We start from the raw sequence: 23,110 nt of genomic DNA, 5'->3' as shown, positions 1-23,110 counted from the left end.
TCAGTCTGATGCGCTCAACCTTGGCGGGCTCCCGTTTGTTCCCGGAGGAGTTCCCCCTTGGCCCTGGCCCGCTTGGCCACCACGACAGTCGCCGCCATCAGCAGGGCCGTGAAACCCAGCGAGACGACCGTGTTCACGCCATTCGCGACGTCTATGGCCAGGGAGAAGATGATCGCCAGGCTGATCAACATCCCGATCAGCAAGCCGATGCCCCACATCGCTGAGAGCGAAACGTGGACCCGGTGCCTGAACGCCGCCTCGCCGGGTTCGGGAGCCTCGTCGGAGGCGAAGCGGACCCGTTCGGCGACGATCTGGGTCAGCGGTTTGCCGATGAAACAACTGCCGAGGAAAACCAGACCGCCGATGCCGCCGACGAGGGTGTTGCCCGCCATCAGCATCCGGGCGTCCGAGGTGGCCAGGCCCACCGCGAGGCTCAGACCGAAGCTGAGCATCAGGTAGCCCGCGAATGGATCGAGCCGGCGAGCCTTGATCGCGTCATAGGCGACCTTGATTCCCGCGACCACGGTCGCCGTCAGCAGTGCGGCGTACTCGGAGATGCCCGCGGCGCGCAGCCCGTAGTAGGCGATCAGTGGAGGGGCGACATCAAAGAGGATGCCCCGCATCACGGGACGCAGTGAGTGATCTTGGCTCACCACCACGAAGATATGGACACACCCTGTGAACTGTCTGTGCGCTTTGGGGAACGGTGGATCGGTTTCGCGACCACTTCGGAATGTTTTCGGCCGGTGGGTCGTCTTAGGCCTTATGAGCAAAGCAGTCCAATTCGATGAATACGGCGGGATCGACGTCCTGCAGGTGCGTGACGTGCCGAGGCCGGTTCCGGCGGCAGGCGAGGTGCTCGTGCAGGTCCGGGCCGCTGGAATCAACCCGGGCGAGGCCATGATTCGCCGTGGCGCGCTGCACGACCGGTTCCCGGCCGCATTTCCGTCCGGCGAAGGCAGCGACCTCGCGGGTGTGGTGGCCGAACTCGGGCCCGGTGTGAGCGGGTTCGACATCGGTGACGAGGTACTTGGATTCACCGACGATCGCGCCAGCCACGCCGAGTATGTGAGCGTGCCCGCCACCCAGTTGGCTCCCAAACCTGCCGGCCTGCCGTGGGAGGTCGCCGGATCGCTGTATGTCGTGGGTGCCACCGCCTATGCGGCGGTGCGGGCCGTGCGGCTGCAACCCGGGGACACCGTGGCGATCGCGGGTGCTGCGGGTGGTGTCGGCACCATCGCCGTGCAACTCGCCAAGCGTGCCGGCGCCACCGTGCTCGGCATCGCCGGGCCCGACAACGACGACTGGCTCACCCGGCACGGCGCCGTCCCGGTCAATTACGGCGACGATCTGGCCGCCCGCCTCCGCGCCGCGTCCCCGTCGGGTCGCGTCGATGCCCTCCTCGATTTCTTCGGCGGCGGATACGTGAAGCTGGCCGTCGAGGAGTTGGGCGTCGCGCCGGAGCGAGTCGACACCATCATCGACTTCGGCGCCATCGAGGAGTTCGGCGTCCAGGGGGCCGGCAATGCCGAGGGGGCCGACATCGCGATCATCGCCGAGCTGGCCGATCTCGCCGCCAACGGGGAACTCGACGTGCCGATCGCCGGGGTGTTCGCCCTCGACGACGTCCGGGCCGCGTACACCGAGCTGGAAAAGCGGCATACCAGAGGGAAATTGGTACTGCGTCCGTGACCGATGAACCGATCGCCGGAACGGTGGTCGCAGTCACCGGAGCCAGCAGTGGCATCGGTGAAGCGACGGCGCGACTTTTGGCAGCGCGGGGCGCGAGGTTGGTCTTGGGCGCCAGGCGAGAGGACCGCCTTGAGCGGATCGCCGCCGAACTCGTAGCGGCGGGATCGAGCGTGGTCGCGCTGGCTGTCGATGTCACCCGCCGGGCCGACGTCGAAATGTTCGTCGAAGCGGCGACGAACGAGTTCGGCCGGCTGGACGTGTTGGTGAACAATGCGGGCATCAGCAAGATCGGGCCGCTGTCCGATGGTGACGTCGACGGGTGGTCGGCGATGATCGACGTCAATCTGCGCGGCGTGTTGCACGGAATCGCAGCGGCCGCACCGGTGTTCCGGCGCCAGGGCCACGGGCATTTCGTCACCACGGTGTCGACCGCCGGGTTGAAGATCGTGCCGGATATGGGCGTCTACGCCGCGACCAAGAATGCGGTACGGACCGTGATGGAGGCACTGCGACAGGAATCCACCGACGGTGTCATCCGGACCACCTCCATCTCACCGGGATTTGTCCGTACGGAGCTCGACGGCTCGATAGATGATCCGGTGCTGCGCGCCCGGATACGTTCCAACATGGACGAATTCGGCCTCCCGGCGGAAGCGGTGGCACGTGCGGTGGCATTCGCGATAGAGCAGCCACGCGATGTCGAGATCGGCGAAATCGTCATCCGGCCCACCGTTCAGGGCTGAGTTGACGCACATTTGCGCGTAGCATCCAGCCATGAACAGGGGATACGTCGTGGCGTTCGCAGTCGGTGTGATCGTGGCTTTGTTCGGCCTGCTGTGGGCGCTACAGGGATTCGGTGTGGTGCAGGGCAGCCCGATGAGCAACACCACCACCTGGTCGATCATCGGACCGATCACCGCGGTGATCGGTGTCGTGATCGCGGCGTTGAGTTGGCGCAAGATCTCGTCGAAGTAGCCGTAGCAAGGGCCTGCGTTACGCGACGGTGAAATTCACCGAATGCCAACCGGTCGCGCCGTCGGGCACCGTAGGGGCTTCGTCTGATGTCTGGACAGCTCCGGTGTTGTCGGTCGCCCGCACCGTGATGGTGTGTCCGCCCGGGCTGTTCGCCTGCCAGTCGAAGCTCCACAACCGCCATGTCTCGTTGGAGTACGCGTCCCCGAGTTGGGCGGGTTGCCACGGGCCGTCGTCCATTCGGACCTCGACGCCGCGCACGCCGCGGTTCTGCGCCCACGCCACTCCACCGAACGTCGTCGGCCCTACCGGTACTTGTTGGCCGCGTTTGGGAACGTCGATGCGTGACTCGGTTTTGATCGGGCCCCGCGGTGCCCAGCCCTGTTTGGTCCAGTACGCCTCAGCCCGGTCGAAGCGGGTGAGTTCGAGGTCGGTGACCCATTTGGTGGCCGACACGTAGCCGTAGAGTCCGGCCATCACCAGCCTGGCCGGGTAGCCGTGCACGACGGGAAGCGGTTGCCCGTTGAGGCCGACGGCCAACATCGCGTCGCGGCCGTCGCCGATGGCCTCCACCGGCGTGCCGACAGTGAATCCGTCGACGGATTTCGACAGCAGCATGTCCGCATCGGGAGATACCCCGGCGGCCCGCAGCAGGTCGGACAGTCGATAACCGGTCCACATTCCCGTCGAGATATATTCGCCACCAACCGGATTGGAGACGCACGTCAGCGTCACCGCCTTCTCGACGACTTCGAATCGGTCCAGGTCGGCGAAGCTGTAGGTGATCTCGCGGTCCACCATGCCGTGAATGCGCAGCCGCCATTCGTCGCGGCTCAGCTGGGGAACGGAAAGCGCGATGTCGACCCGGTAGAAGTCGGCACCATCGGTGATGAAGCTCGGCAGGGCAACATCTTTCGGCTGCACACCGGCCGGTATCGGCGGAGCGGGTATGTGCGGACGCGGGATCACCGAGACATCGCGCTCGGCCGCCACGGAATTGGTCAAGCGGCCGATGACGACACCCAGCAGCCCGCTCGCCGCCCCGAAGGCCAGCAGGCCGCCGGTGGTGAGCCACATTCGTCGGGTGACGTCGGGTTCGTCACCGCCGTCGGCGGGGCCGGTCTCGGGGACCGTCCACAGCCGCAGCGCAAGGAGGCGCAGCACTGCCACGCCGCATGCGGTGCCCGCCACCGTCGGCACGATGTCGGGCAGGGTCGCGCCGGGCCGCGAGAGCACGGCGGCACAGCTGAGAAGTCCTGCGATGACAAAGATCACGCTGCCGACCGGCCGGCGCCGGGTTTCGTAGGTCGCGGCGAGGGCGGCGATGGCCGCGATCACCACCAGGAGGACGACGACGAGGAAGAGCTTGTCCAGGCCGCCCAGCGTTTGAATCACCCATTCTTTGACGGGGCCTGGTGTGCGGTCGACGATCACCGCGCCGACCGCGCCGAGCGGTTGGGCCTGAGTCGGGAACGGAATGCCGACAACCGCCGCGACACCGAGCGAGACCGCGGCGGCCGCAACTCCGCCGAGCATCCGTGCATTCGGCGAGGGCCCGGACGAGGACCTCGACGGGGACTCAGTCATCGCCACCAACGTACTCCGGACACAGGGCAGGGAGCCTGCCGTAGGGGTGACGACAGGCTCCCTGGGTGGGTGGTCTTCTAGGTGGCCGACTGCGCGCCCAGCACCCGCTGGATGTCGGGCTTCATCTGCTCGAGCTGCTGTCCCCAGTAGCTCCAGGCGTGCGTGCCGTTGGCGGGGAAGTTGAACACCCCGTTGGTGCCGCCGGCGGCGATGTAGTTGTCCCGGAAGGTGACGTTGGTGCGCAGTGTCAGGCCTTCGAGGAACTGAGCTGCCATCAGGTTGCCGCCGTTGGTCCCGGAGTCGAGATCCGACGGGGTGCCGGTGCCGCAGTAGATCCAGAGGCGGGTGTTGTTGGCGACCAGCTGGTTGATGTTGACCATCGGGTCATTGCGCTTCCACGCCGGGTCGGTCGACGGTCCCCACATGCTCTCGGCGTTGTAGCCGCCGGCATCGTTCATCGCCAGCCCGATCAGCATCGGCCACCAGCCCTCGGACGGGTTCAGGAAGCCCGAAAGCGTTCCGGCGTAGATGAACTGCTGCGGGTGATGGATCGCGTAGGTCAGCGCTGCGCTGCCCGCCATCGAGATGCCGACGACCGCGTTGCCGGTCTGCGACACGCCGCGGTTCGCGGCCAGCCAGGTCGGCAGCTCATTGGTCAGGAAGGTCTCCCACTTGTAGGTGTAGTCCTGACCGTTGCCCTTCGAGGGCTGGTACCAGTCGGTGTAGAAGCTGGACTGGCCGCCGACCGGCATGACCACCGACAGGCCCGATCCGTTGTACCACTCGAAGGCGGGGGTGTTGATGTCCCAACCGTTGTAGTCGTCCTGGGCCCGCAGGCCGTCGAGGAGGTACACGGCATGTGGTCCGCCGCCCTGGAACTGGACGCGGATGTTGCGGTTCATCGACGGCGAGAACACGTCGAGGTACTCGACCGGAAGACCCGGGCGGGAGAACGCGCCAGCGGTCGCCGAACCTCCTGCGAGACCGATCAGCGCGGGCAGGGTGGCGGCAGCCATTGCCCCCGCCGCCAGTCGGCGCGTCCACGCTCCGCGAATCTTGTTGAGGAACTTCATAACGGCAACCAACCGTCCTTTCTGCACGTATCCCAAGCAGTTTGCCGCTTGCTTCCGTAGTGAAACACGCGTCCCATCAGTCACACGCGTAACAACACCGCACATGCAGATCGCGGTTTACTAACGGTTGGAACTCGGCGCCGAGACCCTCGGCGACCGCATTCAGCGAGCGGCCGCGACGAGCGCCTGCCTGACGCTGGCCCGGCGCTCCTCGATCGCCCGGCCGATGTCCTGCAGCAGTACCGGCTTCCGCGCCACCAGATCCTCGATGCATTCGCGGTCGAACTGCGCGACGGTGACCTCTGTCAGCGCGTAGGCCGTCGTGATGACCGGCTCGCGGGTCAGGGCGGTCTGCCCGAGGAAGTCACCCTGTTCCAGGGTGAGGACCGGGACGAACAGATCGTCCGCGTCGGCAACGGCCAGCTGTACCGTGCCGGCGACGACGAACGTCATCTTCTTGGGAACCTGACCGACGACCTGGATGATCTCGTCCGTGCCGTACCGGGTGAGACGGACGTACGGTGCCAGATCCTGCTGGTCCTCGGCGCTCAGGCGGAGTGTCGGTGCGATCAGACGGAGCGTCTGCTCTACACGTTCGCTGGTCTCGAACTCGTCCTCGGCCTCGTCCAGATGCAGACCGGCACGCCGCGAGGCGTACCACGTCCAGCGCAGGAACGTGGATCTCGCGCTGAAATCATCGGCGGGCGAGTGCAGTGGGATGAGCGTCTTGTACTGCAACGAGCCGGCCGCAACGGTGGATACCGTTCCGTCGCTTCGTAGTTGAGGTAGGCGGCAGCCCACTTCGTTGAGTACGCGGCAGACCTCGTCGGGGGCATCATCGACGGCGAACACCGTGATCACAGAAATGGTGTGCGCGCCTGACGGGCGGCTCAGGTTGGTGAACGATCCGCCGGCCAGCACGGAGTTCGGGATCACCTGCAGGCCGCTTCCGGTGTCGATATGGGTTGCGCGCCAGTTCACCTCCACCACGCGCCCGCGCGCCGATGGCGCATCGACCCAGTCACCGAGTTGGAACGGCTGCTCGAACAACACCAGCAGCCCGGAGATGATCTGGCCGACCGAGTTCTGCAGGGCCAGGCCCAGCACGATCGACGACACTCCCAGGGCCGTGAATAGCCCGCCGATATTGGCGCCCCAGATGTAGGCGAAGATCAAACCGATGCCGATGGCTATCAGTGCGAACCGGGCGACGTCGAGGAAGATCGACGGAATGCGCCTGCGCCAACTGCCTTCCGGAGCACTCTGGAACAGTGTCGCGTTGAGTCCGGACAGCAACAGGACCAGTACGACAAAGCCGAACACCGTCGCCACAATCCGCACCGGCGTGGTTTCCCCGGAGATCTGCATCGCCTGGCTCAGCAGGATCAGCAGCGCACCCAGCGGCAGGATGTAGGTCCGGACCAGGTGCACCGGGCCGGCCAGGAAGCTGCCCCGTCTGCGGAGCGCGTTGTGGAGTTCGGTGAGGAGCACCAGACAGACGGGAAATCCGACCGCGACGCCGATCGCCCAGTAGAACCAGGGAGCATCGAGCAGACCGGTCATCGTCGGTCCTGCAGTTTCCAGATCGGCTGGTCGGTACCGTCGACGTGCACGGTGCCCGCCGGCTCGAGGTCGCGGGTATCGCCCATCACCTCGAACACCCGCTCGGTGACGTACACCCCCGGCTGTGGCGAGCCCCGCTGAACCCGGTAGGCGAGGTTGACCGCCGAGCCCCACATGTCGTAGGCCAGGTTGGAGCGTCCGACCAGGCCACTGCTCACCGCGCCGGTGTCGATGCCCGCGCGCAGGTTGAGTGCGGTCCCGGCCTCGGTGTTGAACCGTTCGATGATGCGCTGCATTTCGAGAGCGAAGTCGACGGTACGGCGGACATTGTCGAGCCGCGGGACGCTCAACCCGGAGCTGGCCCAGTAGCCGTTGCGCAGGGTGCGGACCCGTTCCACTCCCAGATCATCTGCGGCGGCGTCGAATTGGTGCACCAAGCGGTTGACGATGGCCAGCGCTTCCTCGGAGGACATTTCGGATGTCAGCTCGTCCAGGCCGACGGTGTCGGCGAACAGGACCGTCACGTTGTGGTGGTCCTGCGCGATCGTCTCCTCGCCGTCGCGGTAACGCTGTACCACCGACTCCGGCATCAGCGTGCGCAGCAGGCGGTCGTTCTCCCGACGCTGCTCGGCGAGCAGATCTTCCTTGATCGCCAAATTGCGGCTCATGTCGTTGAATGCTGTTGTCAGATCACCGAACTCGTCCCTCGACTGCACCGGCAGCGAGATGTCGTAATCGCCCGCGCCGATCTGTTGGGCGCCGGCCTCCAGCCGGCGCAGCGGTCGGACGAACAGTCGGGCCAACATCATGGCGGCCAGACACACGATGAAGGTGATGATGACGGTCGACAACACCAGGGTGCGGGTGAACGTCGCGACGGGAGCGAATGCCTCGGCCGTGTCGATCTTGGCGATGATCGACCAGTTCAGCCCTTGCAGATTGACCGGTGCGTAGGCCTGCAGCGTCTTCTTGCCCAGGTAGTCGTCCTCGATCACGGTGCCGCTCTGGCCGCGCAGGGCCAACCGGGTCGCTGTCGTCTCGACCGGCTGGACCAGCGTGGTCCCGTGCTGACGGAGTGATTTCGCCGCCACCGCCGGTGGAGTGCCGGCATCGACGACGTCGCGTTCGAACTTCTCCGGATTCTCCAGGAACAGCCGTGAATCGGACCGCATCAAACCGTCGGGACCGACCACGAACGTCTCGCCGGTCGCACCCATCCCGGCGGTTTCCCATTGTTTGTCGGCCGTCATGAGCCGGTTGATCTTGGAGATCGGGAACTGCAGGGCGAGTACGCCCTCAACCCGGCCGGGCGGGCCGACCGGCACCATCATCCAGGCTGTGGGCTCATCGGCCGGTTGATAGTCACCGAAGTCGGTGATCCCGACATAGTCGACCGCGTTCGACGCCAGGGTCTTCTCGTACGCGTCCGACAGCAGGCTCTGGCGGTACGGCCCGGTGACGACGTTGGTGCCGAGGTCGATGCCCTTGTACGCGGTGTAGACGACGTTGCCTGCGGTGTCGAGCAGAAGCGCATCCTCGAACTGGAATCGTTCGACGATCTCCCGGAAGTAGTCGTTGAACCGGGCATTCGCGGCCGACCATGCACTGCCGTCACGGGCGTCGTCGGCCCTGATCGCCTTCTCCGGGTCGGCGACCGGCGCCGTGTAGTACGCCTGGAGGTACTTCTGCGCGTTGGTCGTGGGCAGCAGCCGGGACACGTCCACGGCGTCGCCGGTCTGCTTCTGTTCCTGCGGCTCGAACTCGGTGTTGTAGTAGTTGACGATCGACTGCCACTGCTGCGGGTTGATCGTCGAGTTGTTGAGCTGACCGAACGCACCGGAGAACGCCTCGACGGCCTCGATGGTCGTCGTCCCCCGGGTGTAGACGATCAGGGAATCCTCGAGGTCGGCGAACTTCGACTCCAACTGCCGGGTTTGCGATTCCCGAACTTCGGTCAGCCGGTCGAATACCGACTGACGAAGCGACGACCTGCCGGACTGGTATCCGATCGCACCGACGATGGCAGCCGACAGAATGCTGGTCATCAACAGCATCACCAGCAGCTTCGACTGAATGCTGATCCGCGACAGGACGCGCCGACGCGGACTTCTGGTACGAGCGACGTGCTCGACGTCGGCAGTTGTAGTCATTGAATCCCGAAGATTAGCTTGTCGCGATGTATTGCGTGAGGTTGCGCGACAAACTTGAGGTATGAGCGACCCATTCGACTTGCAGAGGTTCGTCGATGCCCAGGCCGGCGTCTACGCCGAAGTTTGCGGCGAGTTGCGGGACGGCCGTAAGCGCAGCCATTGGATCTGGTTCATCTTCCCGCAGTTGCGGGGGCTCGGCCGTAGCCCGACCGCGGCCCACTACGGCATCGCCTCAGCCCAGGAGGCTCGTGCCTACCTGGCGCACCCGACGCTGGGGCCGAGGCTGCGGGAATGCGCCCGGTTGGTTGCGCAGATCGACGGGCGCTCCGCCGAGCAGATCTTCGGTTGGCCGGACTGGCTGAAGGTGCGCTCCAGCATGACGTTGTTCGCCGAGGCCGCCGCGGACCCGGCCGAGCGAGTCGACTTCCAGGCCGTGCTGGACAAGTTCTATGACGGGCTGGAGGATCAGATGACTCTCGAAATGCTCAGTGCGGCTGGATGATCAGCCATCCGTGTGGAGGAACCTCCGTGTGGCTGATGTCCTCGTGCGGCGGTGCACCCGACCCCGCGATCACCCGGCCGGATGCTGCCGCGAGATCGGGCAGCGACAGCCGCAGTGGCGCGTCACCGATGTTGAGCGCCACGATCAGGGACTCGGCACCTGCACTGGTTCGGTAGACATAGTGCGTGTTGGTCAGCAGCAACGGCGACGTCGTGGCGGTGTGCAGCCACGGGTGCCGACGGCGCAGCCCGATCAGATATTGATGCAGCCGGAGCGCATCGGAATCATCTGGGGGAGTGGAGAATTCCGGCCGCACGGCATCGTCGCCGCCGCGACGTTCCTCCTTGACGCCCCGGTAGGCCGACTCGTCGCCGGAGTAGATGCTCGGTGTCCCACCGGTGGTGAGCAACAGCACCAGGGCGTGTTCGAGGTGCGCGGAGTTCTCCAACTGGCTGGCGATCCGGGTCACGTCATGGTTGCCCACGAAGGTCAGCGGCACGAAGGTGTCGAGGAAGTCGTTGTGCCGCTTCAGCGCCCAGTCCAGTTCGTGGAAGTTGCCGTCGTTGAGGCTGCTCCAGATGGCCTTCCACAGCTCGTACTGGGTCACCGAGTCGAAGGTGGTGGCGCGGACGGTCGCGGAGTAATCGCCGTGGATCACCTCGCCGACGAACCAGGCATCGGGGAACTCCCGACGCACCGACGGCAACACCTGCGCCCAGAACCGGTCGGGCACCGCATACGCGGCATCCAGGCGCCAACCGTCGGCGCCGCGGCTCAACCAGTGCCGTAGCACCGTGGCGGTGTAGTCCACCACCGCGGGCTCGTCGTGATTGAGCGCGATCAGCTCCCCGTGCCCTTCGAATGTGTCGAACTGGGATGCGTTGCCGCCGTGCCGAAACCAGTTCGCGGCGGGGTGATCCGGCCCGCCGTCGAGCGCTTGCCGGTACGCGGGGAAGTCGGTGCCCACGTGGTTGAACACGCCGTCGAGCAAGACGCGGAGTCCGCGCTGTCGGGCCTCGGCAACCAGGTGATCGAAGTCGTCGTCGTCACCCAGGCGCGGGTCGATGCGGAAGTGGTCGGTGGTGTCGTAACCGTGGGTTCGTGACGCGAAGATCGGGCCGAGCGCGATGCCGGAGGCGCCGAGCTGCACGGCGTGATCGAGCCAATCGACGATCCGGCGCAACCGGTGCTCGTCGGTGGACGGTGGCTGGTCGGCCGGAAACGCACCGACGAAACCCAGTGGATAGATCTGCCACCAGATGGCGTGCGCGATCCAGGCGGGCTCAGGCACGGAACTTCGCCGCGTACAGATCCTTCATGGTCTCGGCCAGCTCCCGCGCCGGGCCGTCCACCTCGATGTCCGGTGCCACGGTGGTGATCGGCAGCGGTGCCACCGGACCGGCAGGCGCGCCCCAGTCGGACAGCCAGCCACTCAGCTGCGCCGAGGAGGTGGCGTAGACAATCCGGCCGAGGCCGACCCAGGCGTGCGCGGCAGAGCACATCGGGCAGTGCTCGCCTGAGGTGTATACCGTGGCGCGGGCCCGGTCCTCGGGCCTCAGATGTTCGACGGCCCAGCGGGCGATGGCGAATTCGGGATGCTGGGTGGCGTCCCCGTCCTTGACCCTGTTGCGGTCGGTGAACAACGTCGTCCCGGTGTGGTCGACCAGTATCGATCCGAAAGGTTCGTCACCGCTGTCGAGTGCTTCGCGGGCCAACTCGACACATTTGCGCAGCTGACCGAGGTCGTTCTCGCTGATGGCCACGGGGGCGAGTTTACGCCCGGGCCGAAACGCGAACGTTCAGTCGCCGCCGCAACACGGATTCGCCACCTCGAGGCGGCACGCGCAGGAGGCCCGCACCGTGACGTCGGCGCGCGCCTGGGCCAACTCCAGCTGCCGGCCGATGATGACGGCCTCTGCGCCGCGGCCCAGCCGGCGAAGACACTCGTGGTAGCCGTGCAGACTCCAGACGTTGTTCGGATGATGGCTGGACCGGCTCAGTGTGGGGTCAAGGCCCAGGTCGGCGGCGTAGACGCGAGCGGCTTCCTCGACACGTCCCTGTTCGAGCAGCAGGGCGCCGTAGGCATGCCGGGTCGGCTGCATCCAGCCCCAGGGTTCGTCGTAGGGCAGGGCGTCGTCGAGTTCGATGGCCCGGCGCAGGTACGTGAAGGCCGTATCGTAATCGCCTTCCCGGTAGGCGATTTCACCGTTGAGCATCTGCTCGGCGATCGCCAGGATGTCCCGGCTGGTGTTGTTGAACAGGTAGCGCGTGTCGGGGATCCGGCGGTACGCCGCGAGGAACTTCTCCCGCTCGGCACGGGCCTGCTCCACCCGTCCGGTGGCCGCGTAGGCGACGCCGCGGCCGTAGTGGATCGTCGCGGTAGTGGTGCAGTAGAGCTCGGGATCTGCGGGCAGCGGTTCGGCGATCAGTTCGTCCCAGCGGCCGAACCGCACCAACACGTGCACCCGCAAGGGAGCGAAGGCCTCGAGCCAATCTGCCATCGGTGGTGAGGAGACCGACAGCACCTCAGGGGTGAGCTGTGCCGCCAGTTCCTCGGCCGCGTCCAGGGCGATCTGCGAACTGCCCTCGAACATGGCTGAGTACACCACGAAATGCAGGTCGTGCGCCCGGTAGAGCGAATAGAAGTTGAGGGGACCCTCGCGGGCGACGAATTCTCTGTCCGCTTGTACCGCAGCGAGATTGGCAGTCACCGAGTTGTGGTAATCGCCACACAACACATCGATGTGGCTGGCCATGTGCTGCAGGTGGCCGGCGTCGGGCACCAGCCCGCGCAACAGATCGGCAGCGGGCAGCGCCGCCTGCGGCGTCGTCGACATCTCCATCGCGTGGATGTACAGGTGCAACACCCCCGGGTGCTGCCGTCCGGCAGCGGTGGCCAGTGCCGCGTCGAGGATCCGTTTCGCCTCCACCACACGGGATCCCGGGGCGGGGTCACCGGTGCGACCGTCCCACAACGCCCACGCGGTCACGTTGAGCAGGGCATCGGCGGCCAGCGTCTGCACGTCGATGTCCTCGGGGTGGGCGGCGGCCAGGGCCGTCATCGCGTCCGCGTAGTCGGCGTGCCCGGCCGTCAGCGTCTCGGCGTCATCGGGGTCGGCGGTCGGAAATCGCTTGTGTAGAGCAGCGATCAGGTCGCGTTCCAGCGCCGAGGCGCGGCCCGTGGCGGCGTGTTCGAGTTCGGCGCGAGCCCTGGTCAGCGATGTGCTCAGGTCGGTCGGGTCGAACGCGTCCCAGGCCTTGTTGTAGTTGGGGCCGACAGCGTAGGCGATGCCCCAGCGGGCCAGGGCGAAATCCGGGTCGAGCTGCAATGCACGCTCGAAGCAGCGGATGGCCTCCTCGTGGTTGAAGGCATATGACCAGACCATGCCGCGGTCGAACCAGACCTGTGCCGGCGGTGAGGGCGTGTCCGTCGGCCGGTGGTAGCTCCCGAGCCGGTAATACGGTTCGGTCTGGGCGGGATCCGTCACGGTGCTGACGTTAGTTCAGCAGGGATGCGGGTGCGTAGCGTTGAAGGAACCGCTGAGCCGAATTCGAGCTGGCTCGACACCGGCGCGCCGCACATGTTCTAGTTCACCAATGCCGGGATACACCCATGTCGAGGGGCTCAGTTCTGCGGATGTGCAGCGTCTGCGGTCGGTGTGGGCGCCGCTGGCCGATTCGGTTCGGGCGCTGATCGACGCGAGCATCCGTTCGCAGGTCGACGCCGACGAGGTCGCGGCCGTGCAGGCGCAGATCGAGGACGCGACCGCGCGGTTACGGGCCAAGCAGATCGACGGGCCGTTCGGCGTCCAGTTCACTTCGGACGGGGACCGGATGCCGTGGGGCAACCCGGCGATCGGTATCCGCAACCCGATCGCGCCGCCACTGGTGATGGTGAAAGAAGCAGACGGCGGTGTCCACACCGACTTCCACCTCGGTGCCGCCTACGAAGGACCGCCCGGCCATGTCCACGGCGGCATGGTGGCGATGGTGCTCGATCACGTGTTGGGGGAGGTGGCTGCCAGTGACTCGGATCGCCCGCGGTTCACCGGTACCCTGACCATCCGCTATCTGCGGGCCACCCCGTTGGGAGACCTTCACGCCGAGGGGCGGATCACGCGCACGGATGGGATCAAAGCCTTTGCCTCCGGCCATGTTTCAGATGCCGAGGGGATCACTGCCGAGGCTGAGGGGGTTTTCATCCTGCCGAAATGGGCGCGCGGGTGAGCTAGCGCGAGCCGCCGGAAGGCTCGACGTGATCGATCGCGATGTCCTCGAGGCTGCGGGTGATCGTGGTCAACTCGCCGATCAGGATGCGGGCGGCGCCGTTGTCTGCGGACAGTGTCGAGGCCACGTTGTGCACGCGGCGTAGTGCGGTCGACAGTTCGGCGGTATCCAGGCTCCACGGCACGGCGGGGCTCGGCGGGGCTCCGCGCAGCGCCTCCACGTAATCGTCCACCGCGGCGACGAATTCGCCGTGCAGTGCCGACGACGGATGCGTCGGCAGGCTGCCCTCCAGCGTGGTGCAGGCACTGGTCACCGAGTTCAGCGCGGCGCGATAGGACCGCAGCCACCGCCGGAGGATCGGCGGGTCCAGACTGGTCGCGCCCCACGCGGCCTCGAACGCCGCCCGCGCACGGAACGCCCGCTGCCAGGCCGCCGACAGAATCTCGGCCGGGTGGTCGATCTCATGCACGAAGGCCTTGATCACCAGCGCGGCGTAGTCGATCTCGGTCATCAGCAGTTCCCCGGCCCGCTGGCGCAACCGGATCATGGCGTGGTCGGGTAGTGCCACGTGGGCCATCACGGCCAGCGCGCCGCCGATCATCACCGCGAACAGCCTGTCGGCATTGCCTGACCAGGGCTCCGATGCGCTCACTCCGATGGCGAACATGACGATCGCGCCCACCGCCGCGCCGACGGCGAGGTAACCGAACTGTGCGACGCCATAGGCCAGTCCGACGAACAACAGCGCGCATACCGCTGAGCCGATCGGGCCGGGTTGCCAGACGAAGGTGAGGATCGAGGCGACGATGATGCCGACGCAGAGGCCGGCGATGCGACCGGCGCACCGGGTGTAGGTGTGTGCCGTCTCCGGCCGGAGTACCACCACGACGGTCAACGGCATCCAGTAGGCGTGCTCGAGGCCGCCATACCGGGCGGCGGCTACCGCCAGTGCCGTCGTCACCGACAGTCGGATGGCGTGGCGCAGGATCGGGGAGGTCCAGGTCAGGTGGGAGCGCACCACGGTGGGGGCCGAGGCCAGTGAGCCGATCAAATCGGGCCGGTGCAACTGGCCGAACCGCAGGACCGCGGCCTCGCGCAGCTGTTCACAGAACCGTTGTGCCAGCGCCGCTTCGGGAGCCGTCACGGCGGCCGCAGCAGTCTGGACGCGCACCAGGGCATGCTCGGCGTCCCGTCGTGCGGTGTGCCCGTGATCGGCGATCGCGTCGAGCAGCACCGCCGCGGCCGTCAGCAGTTGCGGCAGCCCGGTGTCCGCCGCTGATTCGTCATCGGCCTTGTCGTCACGTTCTGCGGTGGCGTGCAGCGAGGCGAGGGTGCCGGCGAGGCGTTCCGGCAGCCGGTATCCGCCGTGGTAGGCCCGCGGCCTCTGGCTCACCTGGCTGTTGGCGAACACCTCACGCAGCCACGTGAGTGGCGCGTCGTCGACGTCGGCGGCGCTGTTCGCCGCGACGTTGCGGGAATCGGTGGCCAATGACCGGTAGGCGCGGGTGAGTCCCTCGCGCTGGGCCCGCCAGCGTCGTGGTGGCCAGACGGCGATGAGCGCCGCCTGCACCACGCCGGCGGCCACCACCAGGGTGGGTGCCAGCAGGGACTGGCCCAGTGTCGGTGCGACCGGTGGTGCCAGCACGAGCAGTGCGCTGGCCGCCGAGGCGACCAGGCCGGAGTTGGCTCCGAGCGACCATTGCATGCCCGCGGCGAAGCACCACAGCGCCACGACCGCGATGAACGCCGGGTTGTGCCCGCCTGCGAGGGTGCCCAGCAGCACCGCGATGGCCAGTTCGACAGAGCCGGTGACAACGAGTGGGACCCGGCCGCCGGGACTGCGCTGCAACGCGATCGCACCGGCGATCACACCGCCGCCCAGCGTCCACATCGCGGTCGCGCCGGTACCCCACGTCAGGGCGACAGCGGTCACTGCCAGGACGCCGATCAGGCTTCGGGCCACCGCACCGGCGTCGGGGGTGTTCAGCCGGAGCGCGTCGGCTGCCTGTCCACCCGTGTGCACCCCACCATTCTCACTCGGCACCGGCCGCCCGTGTGGCAACCACCCACGCGTGGCGCGGATCGGTACGCCGGTAGGTTCTGGAGACCGTGGAGAAAGTCATCGTCCTGCTGCGCGCCGCACAATCGGATCAGCGGTGGTGTGAGCGGCTGCGCACCAGCGTCGCCGACGAGCTGCTGGCGCTCGGGCTACCGGGCCTGACGGTCAATGTCCGTGACGATGCGGTGCGGGAGTCGTTGATGACGTTGACGACGTTGGACCCACCGGTGGTCGCGGTGGTCAGCCTGTGGGTCCAGCAGTACTACGGCGAACAGGCCGTCCGGGCTTTGGAAGTGCTTGCTGCTGAATGTGATTCGCTGGCGGCGTATCTGGTCACCGAATCGGTTCCGATGCCTCCGCCGGCGACCGGGGTGGGGGACCGGACCGATGGCCTGGCCAACATCGCGCTGCTGCGCCGGCCTTCGGACCTGGACCGGGCCACCTGGCTGCACCGCTGGCACATCGACCACACCTCGGTGGCCATCGAAACCCAGGACACGTTCGGCTACACCCAGAACACCGTGGTCCGTGCGTTGACGGACGATGCCCCGGCGATCGACGGCATCGTGGAGGAGTTGTTCCGCCAGGAGGCGGTGTCGGATCTGCATGCGTTCTTCGGCGCAGCCGACGACGACGATCTGGGCGATCGCATGCGCCGCATGGTGGCCAGCACCGACGCCTTCGGCGCCAGCAGCAATATCGACACGGTGCCGACCAGCCGTTACGTCTACGTCAGCCCCTTCGGCGGCGGGTTGTCCGCACCCGGCCGGCATTAGTGGAACGTGTTCTAGTTAGGCTGCAGCGGCCACGGCGCGTACGCGAGGAGTGAGAGATGATCCTGCTGATCGAGGACAACAACCGGGTTCGCACGCTGACCCTCAACCGTCCCGACGCGCTCAATGCGTTCAATGAGGCGCTCTATGACGAGACGACGGTTGCCCTGCGCGCCGCGGCCGAGGACCCCGATGTGGCCGTGGTGCTGCTGACCGGCGCCGGCCGGGCTTTCAGCGCGGGCAACGACCTCGTCGAGATGCAGACCCGCATCAGTAACCCGGAATCCACCCCGGGTGAGCACGGGTTCTACGGGATGCTCGAGGTGCTCGCCGATTTCCCGAAGCCCTTGATCTGTGCGGTAAATGGGGTCGGCGTGGGTATCGGCGCCACCATCCTCGGGTTCGCCGACCTGGCGTTCATGTCGTCCTCGGCCCGGTTGAAGTGTCCGTTCACCAGCCTGGGGGTGGCGCCTGAGGCGGCCTCGTCGTATCTGATGCCACGGCTGCTGGGTAGGCAGAACGCCGCCTGGCTGCTGATGTCCTCGGAGTGGGTGGGAGCCGCCGAGGCCCGGGAGATGGGCCTGGTCTGGAAGGTCTGCGAGCCCGATGACCTCCTGGCCGATGCCCGCCGGTATGCCGAAACCCTGGCGGCCAAGCCGATTTCGAGCCTGATCGCCGTCAAGCAGGCCATGGTGGCGCCCATCCGGGACCAGATCTCGGCGGCCGTGGAACGGGAGAAGGCGTTGTTCGGTGAACTGGTCGGCGCGGCGGCCAACGTCGATGCGCTGGCTCAGTTCGCCGATCGCAAGCGCTAGCGGGTGACGCGTGACGGGCAGCCGTTGAACTCCGAGGGACGCCCGTCGGCCGCCTGATGGGCGGCGATGATGGCGCGGATCGTGCGCCGGCACCGTCCGCAGTCGGCCCCGGCGCCACAGGCTTCGGCCACCTCTTTCGATGTGGTGGCCCCGGATTCCACGATCTCGTTGACGACCTGACTGGTCGCGCCGGTACAGAGGCAGACGAACATCAGTCGTCCTGCTCGTCGACGTTCATGATGTAGGCCAACTTGCCCACGAACAGGCTCGGGTACGCACCGAAACCGGCCGTGGTCATCCACTCGGCGGCCGCGTCGGGGTGATCGATCCACTGCCGGGCGGCGATCTCGTCGGAGACCTCCTGCAGGATCATCACTTCCTGGCCGTCGTCGAGCGCCTGGTAGACCCAGATCTTGCGGATGCCGCCCTGCTCGAAGCGGTCGAGACCGTCGTGCACTTTGCGCATCAGGGTGGGGACGTCGTCGACGGTGGCCACCGCACCCACGATCACCCCGGCCACGTGACCCTCGGGGGACGGCTCGGTCAGGTCGATTTTCTCGACCACCTCGCCGCCGAATATCGGCGGAATATCTTCGACGCCGGAAATATCGAACCACTCGAAAATCGCTGGTGAACGCAACACGTCGCGGATGGACCGGGCGTGCCGTATGCCGATCGTCACCAATACCCGGCCGGGTTCCCAAATTGATTTGTAGAGCACGACATGATGGGCGCCGATCGACAATAGGCCGGAACGGTGTTTCTTCATCCATTTCCACATTTGTTCGACGTCGTCGACGCGGAAATCGCACGAAAGAATGAGCGAGTGTAAATCGTACTCACTCATTCGTTACCGGCCTTTCTTTCGAAGCACACCAACAGATTAGTGCAGTCTAACCTTAGTTAGGACAGCCAGTCCACTCTTCGTGGCCACGCCTCGCTCCGGGTCGCCGCGAGGGTCGGACAATGCCGCACGGACACGCCGAATTAGCCGCCAACCATTGCATGCCACAGTGCTTTCTGCACTAGATTGGATGTGCACGGCATGCGGCAACACTTGACCAGCCCTCAAGGTGCTTAGGAGTCACGATGCAAGGCGATCCGGATGTTCTGAAATTGCTCAATGAGCAATTGACAAGCGAACTCACGGCAATTAATCAGTATTTCCTCCATTCGAAAATGCAGGACAATTGGGGATTTACCGAATTGGCGGAGCACACCCGCTCCGAGTCCTTCGAAGAGATGCGGCACGCGGAGACCATCACCGACCGAATCCTGATCCTGGACGGTCTGCCCAACTATCAGCGGCTGTTTTCGCTGCGCGTCGGCCAGACGCTTCGTGAACAGTTCGAGGCGGACCTGGCGATCGAGTACGAGGTGGTCGCCCGGCTGAAGCCCGGGATCATCATGTGCCGGGAAAAGCAGGACGCAACCTCGGCGAACATCCTGGAAACCATCCTGGCGGACGAGGAAGGTCACATCGACTATCTGGAAACCCAGTTGGAGCTGATGGAGAAGCTGGGCGACGCTCTCTATGCCGCGCAGTGCGTCTCCCGGCCGCCCCATTAAGCCCTGGTAAGCGCCACCCATTTCGATCGAAGCCGCCCTGGGTAGCCGGTGACCCAGGGCGGTTTTGTTCGTGCTGTAACTTTCATAGCTTGTCTAACGATAGTCATGGTTGAACTGGCAGGCTGGTGAAAGGAAGACATGTCGAGCCCATCAACCACCGCCGAGCAGACCTCCGGCGCAGCGCTGCTGAGTGTGCGCAGGCGCAACCTCGTGTTCGTCGCCGTTCTGCTCGGCATGCTGCTGGCGTCGCTGAACCAGACCATCGTCGCCACCGCCCTGCCGACCGTGGTGGCGGATCTCGGCGGTGCGGGCCATCAGGCGTGGGTCGTGACGAGCTACCTGCTCGCCTCCACCGTCGTCACCGCCGTGGTCGGGAAGGTCGGCGACATCTTCGGCCGCAAGGTGGTGTACCAGGCCGCGGTCCTGTGCTTCCTCATCGGATCGGTCCTGAGCGGTCTGTCCGGTTCGATGGCCATGCTGGTGGCGGCGCGGGCACTGCAGGGGATCGGCGGCGGCGCGATCATGGTGACCTCCTCGGCCCTGATCGCCGAAGTCATCCCGCTGCGCGACCGTGGGCGGTATCAGGGTGCGCTCGGGGCGGTGTTCGGTGTCACGACCGTGGCGGGCCCGCTGCTGGGCGGCTTCGTCACCGATCACCTCGGCTGGCGGTGGGCGTTCTGGCTCAGCATCCCGGTCGGCCTGGTTGTGCTCGTGGTCGCGGCCGCCACCATCCCGGCACTGACGTCGCGGCCGGCACGTCCGGTGATCGATTACGCCGGAATCGTCTGGGTCGGAATCGGGGCGTCCGGCCTCACCCTGGCCACCAGCCTCGGCGGCGAGTTGGCTTGGACGTCACCGACGATCGTCGGACTCGTGGTCGGGTCGATCCTGGCCCTGGCGATGTTCGTGCGGGCGGAAACCAAGGCAGCCGAACCGATTCTGCCGATGCGCCTGTTCCGGAACCCGGTCTTCACCATGTGCTGCGTGCTGTCGCTGGTGGTCGGCTTCGCGATGCTCGGTGCACTGACCTTCATGCCGACATTCATGCAGTTCGTGGACGGTGTGTCACCGTCGGAATCCGGACTGCGGACGATGCCGATGGTGATCGGGCTGCTGATCACCTCGACCGTCAGCGGCAGCCTGGTGGGCCGCACGGGTCGCTACAAGATCTATCCGATCGCCGGTACGGCGATCATGCTCGTCGGCTTCGTGCTGCTGTCGCGGATGAATGCCGCGACACCGATCCCGCTGCAATCGCTGTACCTGTTGATCCTGGGCGCTGGTATCGGCATGTGCATGCAGGTGCTCGTCCTCATCGTGCAGAACACGTCCGATTTCTCGGATCTGGGCGTCGCGACGTCCGGGGTGACGTTCTTCCGGACCATCGGGAGTTCCTTCGGTGCCGCCATTTTCGGCTCGCTGTTCGTCGGATTCCTGTCGGACCGGCTGCCGGGGGCGCTCGCGGCCAGCGGCGCCCCGCCCGTCGCGGGTGCGTCGCCCAAGGCCTTGCACGAGCTGCCGCCCGAGGTCGCGGCCCCGATCGTGAACGCCTACGCCGACGCGCTGGACCTGGTGTTCCTGTGTGCCGCGCCGGTGGCACTGGTCGGCCTGATCGTGGCGCTGTTCCTCAAAGAGGTGCCCTTGCTCGAGGCGGAGGCCACGCTGGCGGCCGATCTCGGCGAGGGCTTCGGCATGCCGAGTTCCGAATCTGCCGACCAGGTGCTGGAAAACGTGGTCAGCCGGCTGATGCGCAGTTCACCGGAGATCCGGCTGCGAAACGTGGCCGGCGGGCCGGGGTGCGAGCTGGACGTGGCCGGGTTGTGGGCGCTGCTCAAGATTTACCGGCACAGCCAGATTTTCGGTACAGCCCGCCTGACCGAGATCGCGGACCGGCTCGCTGTGCCGTTCGAAGTGCTCGAGCCGACCTTCAACCGGCTGGTGCGGGACGGTTACGTGTTGCGCACCGGGGACAGCCTGTGGCTGACCCAGAGTGGGGTACGGCAGGTCGACGGCGTGTCCGCGGCGCTGGTAGGGCGAATCGTCGACAAGCTGGGCGAATCCCCGTCCTTCGAAGGCCGCCCGGACCGGGCCCAGGTGGAGGCCGCGCTCGAGCGCATCGCCCACCGGATCGTGGTGCAACGGGACTGGGGTGACGAGGACCGGGCCACCGAGCTGAATAGCTCGGGACCGAAAAACTAGAACTTGTTCCAGAATTGCCGAGTCTTGCGTACGATTCGGCCATGAGCCGTATCGGAGAATTTCCCGACGACGACGTGGCCGGCTGGATCCTCAGGTCTCCCGAGATCGGCACCGCCATGGCCAACTACACCAACGCGGTGTACACCAAGGGGCGGTTGCCGTTGCGAGTACGCGAGCTGGCCCGGATGGTGATCGCCCTCGACAACGAATGCGTGGTGTGCCAGAACACCCGGGACTCCGACGGGGCCGCGGCGGGAGTGGACGAGGATCTCTACGATCACGCCGCCGAGTGGCGGACCTGGCCGGGTTACAGCGCGCAGGAGCGGATCGCCGCCGAGTTCGCCGAGCGCTTCGCGAGCGATCACACCGGACTGCGGGACGACGAGGACTTCTGGGACCGCGCCGCTGAGCAGTTCGATGCCGAACTGCTCACCGACCTGGCGTTGTCGTGTGCGATGTGGCTGGGTATGGGCCGGATGTTGCGGACGCTCGACATCGGCCAAACCTGCAAGATCACGCTGTAGCGCACCGCGCCTCGGCGCACAATGAGGTTGTGACGGCTGGATCATCACGACCGGCGAAACCCCTGGCTGCGGCAGCTATCGCGCAGCTGGAATCCGACGGCGTCGCGACGCTGATCGGCACGGTGGTCAGCCCGGCCGGGTTGACCCACGCGAAAACCGTTCCGCTGCGCCGGATGGGGATCTTCTCCGATCCCGGTCTGGGTGCCAGCCCGGTGTTTCACGCGTTCACCATCGACCAGACCGGTATCGCGATGAGCGAGGCCATCGGGGTGGTGGGGGATCAGCGGATCCGCATCGACCTCGGCGCGCTACGGATTCTCGGCGACGGATTGGCCTGGGCCCCAGCGGCTTTCTACAACCAGGACGGTTCTGGAGATCCGTACTGCAGCCGTGGCGTGCTGCAGCGCGTGCAGGACCGGCTGGAAGCCGCCGACCTGACCGCACTCGTCGGCCATGAGGTGGAGTTCGTACTCGTCGGGCCTGACGGGGCCCGGCTACCGTCGGTGCTGTGGGCGCAGTACGGGTTGGCCGGGGTGCTCGAGTTCGAGGGATTCGTCCGCGATGTCACCGATGCGGCCAACGGCTCCGGAGTGGGGATCGAGCAATTCCATCCCGAGTACGGGTGCAACCAGTTCGAGATCTCGCTGGCGCCGCTGCCGCCGGTGGCCGCCGCCGACCAGCTGGTACTGATGCGGATCATCGTGGCCCGGGTCGCCCGGCGCTACGGGCTGCGGGTGAGCCTTTCCCCGTTGCCATTTGCCACTGGCGTGGGTTCTGGTGCTCACCAACATTTTTCGCTGAACCTGGCGGGTGTGCCGTTGTTCTCCGGCGGGACCGGGACGCAAGGAATGACGCCGGAGGGCGAGTCCGCGCTGGCCGGGCTGCTCGCCGGGTTGCCCGCCGCGCAGGGTGTGCTGTGCGGATCGGTGCTGTCCGGGCTGCGCATCCAGCCGGGCTACTGGGCGGGCGCCTATAACTGCTGGGGCACCGAAAATCGGGAAGCCGCCGTACGTTTCCTGATCGGCGGCCCCAGTAACCCGTATGGCGCCAACGTCGAGGTCAAGGTCATCGACCCCTCGGCCAACCCCTACCTGGCGACCGCGACCATCCTCGGGCTGGCCGAGCACGGAATCAGGCGAAGGCTGGCGCTGGGACCCGAGGTGCGGGTCGACCCGGACTCGCTGACCGACGCCCAGCGCGCCGACGACGGGATTGTGCTCCTGCCGAACCGGCAGGCCGACAACCTCGCCGCGCTGCGTTCCTCGACGCTGATCCGCGGAATCCTCGGCGACCCGGCGGTGGACGCGGTACTCGCGGTGCGCGACTACGAACAGGAGCACTTCGGCGGCCTGGACGCCGAGCAACTCACCGAGCGGTTCCGGATGGCTTGGAGTTTGTGAGCCTC

General features: G+C 66.4%; 22 protein-coding genes. 11 read left to right on the top strand and 11 right to left on the bottom strand.

The window, feature by feature from the left end:
* Window positions 1-14: 14 nt before the first annotated feature.
* Window positions 15-653 (bottom strand): VC0807 family protein, encoded by a 639-nt coding sequence (locus ACWEFV_RS21500; RefSeq protein ID WP_450071650.1) that lies wholly within the window; start codon window positions 651-653, stop codon window positions 15-17.
* 112 nt (window positions 654-765) lie between these two features.
* Between ACWEFV_RS21500 and ACWEFV_RS21495 the strand changes: the two genes are divergently transcribed.
* Genes ACWEFV_RS21495 through ACWEFV_RS21485 form a run of 3 tightly spaced genes read left to right on the top strand, consistent with a single transcriptional unit; the run spans window position 766 to window position 2,667 of the window.
* Complete coding sequence (locus ACWEFV_RS21495) at window positions 766-1,692, top strand: NADP-dependent oxidoreductase (protein WP_450071649.1); 927 nt, start codon at window positions 766-768, stop codon at window positions 1,690-1,692.
* On the top strand, window positions 1,689-2,435 hold the full coding sequence (locus ACWEFV_RS21490; RefSeq protein WP_450071648.1) for an SDR family oxidoreductase: 747 nt from the start codon (window positions 1,689-1,691) through the stop codon (window positions 2,433-2,435). The genes ACWEFV_RS21495 and ACWEFV_RS21490 overlap by 4 nt, the downstream gene beginning before the upstream one ends.
* Window positions 2,436-2,466: 31 nt before the next feature.
* The gene (locus ACWEFV_RS21485; RefSeq protein WP_135455037.1) at window positions 2,467-2,667 is read left to right on the top strand and encodes a hypothetical protein; all 201 of its coding nucleotides are present in this window, start codon (window positions 2,467-2,469) and stop codon (window positions 2,665-2,667) included.
* Between the two features lie 18 nt (window positions 2,668-2,685).
* Here ACWEFV_RS21485 and ACWEFV_RS21480 read toward each other — a convergent pair whose 3' ends face one another.
* From ACWEFV_RS21480 to ACWEFV_RS21465, 4 genes are all read right to left on the bottom strand, one after another.
* Window positions 2,686-4,251: a molybdopterin-dependent oxidoreductase gene (locus ACWEFV_RS21480; protein ID WP_450071647.1), complete on the bottom strand. Its 1,566-nt coding sequence runs from the start codon at window positions 4,249-4,251 to the stop codon at window positions 2,686-2,688.
* Between the two features lie 77 nt (window positions 4,252-4,328).
* Window positions 4,329-5,324: an esterase family protein gene (locus ACWEFV_RS21475; protein ID WP_450071646.1), complete on the bottom strand. Its 996-nt coding sequence runs from the start codon at window positions 5,322-5,324 to the stop codon at window positions 4,329-4,331.
* A 162-nt stretch (window positions 5,325-5,486) separates the two neighbouring features.
* Window positions 5,487-6,887, bottom strand: coding sequence for a mechanosensitive ion channel family protein (locus ACWEFV_RS21470; protein WP_450071645.1), 1,401 nt, complete (start codon window positions 6,885-6,887; stop codon window positions 5,487-5,489).
* Entirely contained in the window at window positions 6,884-9,037 is a 2,154-nt protein-coding gene (locus ACWEFV_RS21465) for an adenylate/guanylate cyclase domain-containing protein (RefSeq protein WP_450071644.1), read from the bottom strand. The genes ACWEFV_RS21470 and ACWEFV_RS21465 overlap by 4 nt, the downstream gene beginning before the upstream one ends.
* 61 nt (window positions 9,038-9,098) lie before the next feature.
* Between ACWEFV_RS21465 and ACWEFV_RS21460 the strand changes: the two genes are divergently transcribed.
* Window positions 9,099-9,539: a DUF1810 domain-containing protein gene (locus ACWEFV_RS21460; protein WP_450071643.1), complete on the top strand. Its 441-nt coding sequence runs from the start codon at window positions 9,099-9,101 to the stop codon at window positions 9,537-9,539.
* On the opposite strand, the gene ACWEFV_RS21455 is transcribed toward ACWEFV_RS21460, so the two are convergent.
* Genes ACWEFV_RS21455 through ACWEFV_RS21445 form a run of 3 tightly spaced genes read right to left on the bottom strand, consistent with a single transcriptional unit; the run spans window position 9,523 to window position 13,027 of the window.
* Complete coding sequence (locus tag ACWEFV_RS21455) at window positions 9,523-10,830, bottom strand: alpha-amylase family protein (protein WP_450071642.1); 1,308 nt, start codon at window positions 10,828-10,830, stop codon at window positions 9,523-9,525. The genes ACWEFV_RS21460 and ACWEFV_RS21455 overlap by 17 nt on opposite strands.
* Window positions 10,823-11,302 (bottom strand): nucleoside deaminase, encoded by a 480-nt coding sequence (locus ACWEFV_RS21450; protein ID WP_450071641.1) that lies wholly within the window; start codon window positions 11,300-11,302, stop codon window positions 10,823-10,825. Before ACWEFV_RS21450 ends, ACWEFV_RS21455 begins: the two co-directional genes overlap by 8 nt.
* Before the next feature lie 36 nt (window positions 11,303-11,338).
* Complete coding sequence (locus tag ACWEFV_RS21445; protein WP_450071640.1) at window positions 11,339-13,027, bottom strand: tetratricopeptide repeat protein; 1,689 nt, start codon at window positions 13,025-13,027, stop codon at window positions 11,339-11,341.
* Between the two features lie 109 nt (window positions 13,028-13,136).
* On the opposite strand from ACWEFV_RS21445, the gene ACWEFV_RS21440 reads away from it, so the two are divergent.
* Window positions 13,137-13,766 (top strand): PaaI family thioesterase, encoded by a 630-nt coding sequence (locus ACWEFV_RS21440; RefSeq protein ID WP_450071639.1) that lies wholly within the window; start codon window positions 13,137-13,139, stop codon window positions 13,764-13,766.
* Window position 13,767: 1 nt separating this feature from the next.
* Here the strand turns inward: ACWEFV_RS21440 and ACWEFV_RS21435 are convergent, their stop codons facing one another.
* Window positions 13,768-15,789, bottom strand: coding sequence for an FUSC family protein (locus ACWEFV_RS21435; protein WP_450071638.1), 2,022 nt, complete (start codon window positions 15,787-15,789; stop codon window positions 13,768-13,770).
* A gap of 86 nt (window positions 15,790-15,875) precedes the next feature.
* On the opposite strand from ACWEFV_RS21435, the gene ACWEFV_RS21430 reads away from it, so the two are divergent.
* Window positions 15,876-16,601, top strand: a complete 726-nt coding sequence (locus tag ACWEFV_RS21430; protein WP_450071637.1) for an EthD domain-containing protein — start codon at window positions 15,876-15,878, stop codon at window positions 16,599-16,601.
* A 56-nt stretch (window positions 16,602-16,657) separates the two neighbouring features.
* Window positions 16,658-17,413, top strand: coding sequence for an enoyl-CoA hydratase/isomerase family protein (locus ACWEFV_RS21425; RefSeq protein ID WP_450071636.1), 756 nt, complete (start codon window positions 16,658-16,660; stop codon window positions 17,411-17,413).
* Here the strand turns inward: ACWEFV_RS21425 and ACWEFV_RS21420 are convergent.
* Together ACWEFV_RS21420 and ACWEFV_RS21415 are read right to left on the bottom strand one after the other, a co-directional pair.
* On the bottom strand, window positions 17,410-17,625 hold the full coding sequence (locus ACWEFV_RS21420) for a (2Fe-2S)-binding protein (protein WP_135455012.1): 216 nt from the start codon (window positions 17,623-17,625) through the stop codon (window positions 17,410-17,412). The genes ACWEFV_RS21425 and ACWEFV_RS21420 overlap by 4 nt on opposite strands.
* Entirely contained in the window at window positions 17,625-18,260 is a 636-nt protein-coding gene (locus tag ACWEFV_RS21415; RefSeq protein ID WP_135455010.1) for a fatty-acid--CoA ligase, read from the bottom strand. Before ACWEFV_RS21415 ends, ACWEFV_RS21420 begins: the two co-directional genes overlap by 1 nt.
* Before the next feature lie 242 nt (window positions 18,261-18,502).
* Here ACWEFV_RS21415 and bfr point away from each other — a divergent pair, with 242 nt between their 5' ends.
* The 4 genes from bfr to ACWEFV_RS21395 all read left to right on the top strand — a co-directional run bounded on the left by bfr (window position 18,503) and on the right by ACWEFV_RS21395 (window position 23,105).
* Window positions 18,503-18,982: a bacterioferritin gene (bfr, locus tag ACWEFV_RS21410; RefSeq protein WP_135455007.1), complete on the top strand. Its 480-nt coding sequence runs from the start codon at window positions 18,503-18,505 to the stop codon at window positions 18,980-18,982.
* Window positions 18,983-19,120: 138 nt separating this feature from the next.
* The gene (locus tag ACWEFV_RS21405; protein ID WP_135455005.1) at window positions 19,121-21,181 is read left to right on the top strand and encodes an MDR family MFS transporter; all 2,061 of its coding nucleotides are present in this window, start codon (window positions 19,121-19,123) and stop codon (window positions 21,179-21,181) included.
* A gap of 41 nt (window positions 21,182-21,222) precedes the next feature.
* Complete coding sequence (locus ACWEFV_RS21400; RefSeq protein WP_135455003.1) at window positions 21,223-21,705, top strand: carboxymuconolactone decarboxylase family protein; 483 nt, start codon at window positions 21,223-21,225, stop codon at window positions 21,703-21,705.
* A 29-nt stretch (window positions 21,706-21,734) separates the two neighbouring features.
* On the top strand, window positions 21,735-23,105 hold the full coding sequence (locus ACWEFV_RS21395) for a glutamine synthetase family protein (RefSeq protein ID WP_450071635.1): 1,371 nt from the start codon (window positions 21,735-21,737) through the stop codon (window positions 23,103-23,105).
* Window positions 23,106-23,110: the final 5 nt, after the last annotated feature.

Source organism: Mycobacterium sp. NPDC004974, from assembly GCF_053600815.1.
Note: the sequence above shows the minus strand (reverse complement) of the source record. Positions and strands in the feature narration are given on the sequence as shown.

Excerpts from the sequence above, each read along its gene's own strand:
- ACWEFV_RS21460 (WP_450071643.1), top strand. The coding sequence starts at position 9,099 with ATGAGCGACCCATTCGACTTGCAGAGGTTCGTCGATGCCCAGGCCGGC.
- ACWEFV_RS21470 (WP_450071645.1), bottom strand. The coding sequence starts at position 6,887 with ATGACCGGTCTGCTCGATGCTCCCTGGTTCTACTGGGCGATCGGCGTC.
- ACWEFV_RS21425 (WP_450071636.1), top strand. The coding sequence starts at position 16,658 with ATGATCCTGCTGATCGAGGACAACAACCGGGTTCGCACGCTGACCCTC.
- ACWEFV_RS21400 (WP_135455003.1), top strand. The coding sequence starts at position 21,223 with ATGAGCCGTATCGGAGAATTTCCCGACGACGACGTGGCCGGCTGGATC.
- ACWEFV_RS21495 (WP_450071649.1), top strand. The coding sequence starts at position 766 with ATGAGCAAAGCAGTCCAATTCGATGAATACGGCGGGATCGACGTCCTG.
- ACWEFV_RS21415 (WP_135455010.1), bottom strand. The coding sequence starts at position 18,260 with ATGAGTGAGTACGATTTACACTCGCTCATTCTTTCGTGCGATTTCCGC.
- bfr (WP_135455007.1), top strand. The coding sequence starts at position 18,503 with ATGCAAGGCGATCCGGATGTTCTGAAATTGCTCAATGAGCAATTGACA.
- ACWEFV_RS21420 (WP_135455012.1), bottom strand. The coding sequence starts at position 17,625 with ATGTTCGTCTGCCTCTGTACCGGCGCGACCAGTCAGGTCGTCAACGAG.
- ACWEFV_RS21475 (WP_450071646.1), bottom strand. The coding sequence starts at position 5,324 with ATGAAGTTCCTCAACAAGATTCGCGGAGCGTGGACGCGCCGACTGGCG.
- ACWEFV_RS21465 (WP_450071644.1), bottom strand. The coding sequence starts at position 9,037 with ATGACTACAACTGCCGACGTCGAGCACGTCGCTCGTACCAGAAGTCCG.
- ACWEFV_RS21405 (WP_135455005.1), top strand. The coding sequence starts at position 19,121 with ATGTCGAGCCCATCAACCACCGCCGAGCAGACCTCCGGCGCAGCGCTG.
- ACWEFV_RS21480 (WP_450071647.1), bottom strand. The coding sequence starts at position 4,251 with ATGACTGAGTCCCCGTCGAGGTCCTCGTCCGGGCCCTCGCCGAATGCA.
- ACWEFV_RS21440 (WP_450071639.1), top strand. The coding sequence starts at position 13,137 with ATGCCGGGATACACCCATGTCGAGGGGCTCAGTTCTGCGGATGTGCAG.
- ACWEFV_RS21485 (WP_135455037.1), top strand. The coding sequence starts at position 2,467 with ATGAACAGGGGATACGTCGTGGCGTTCGCAGTCGGTGTGATCGTGGCT.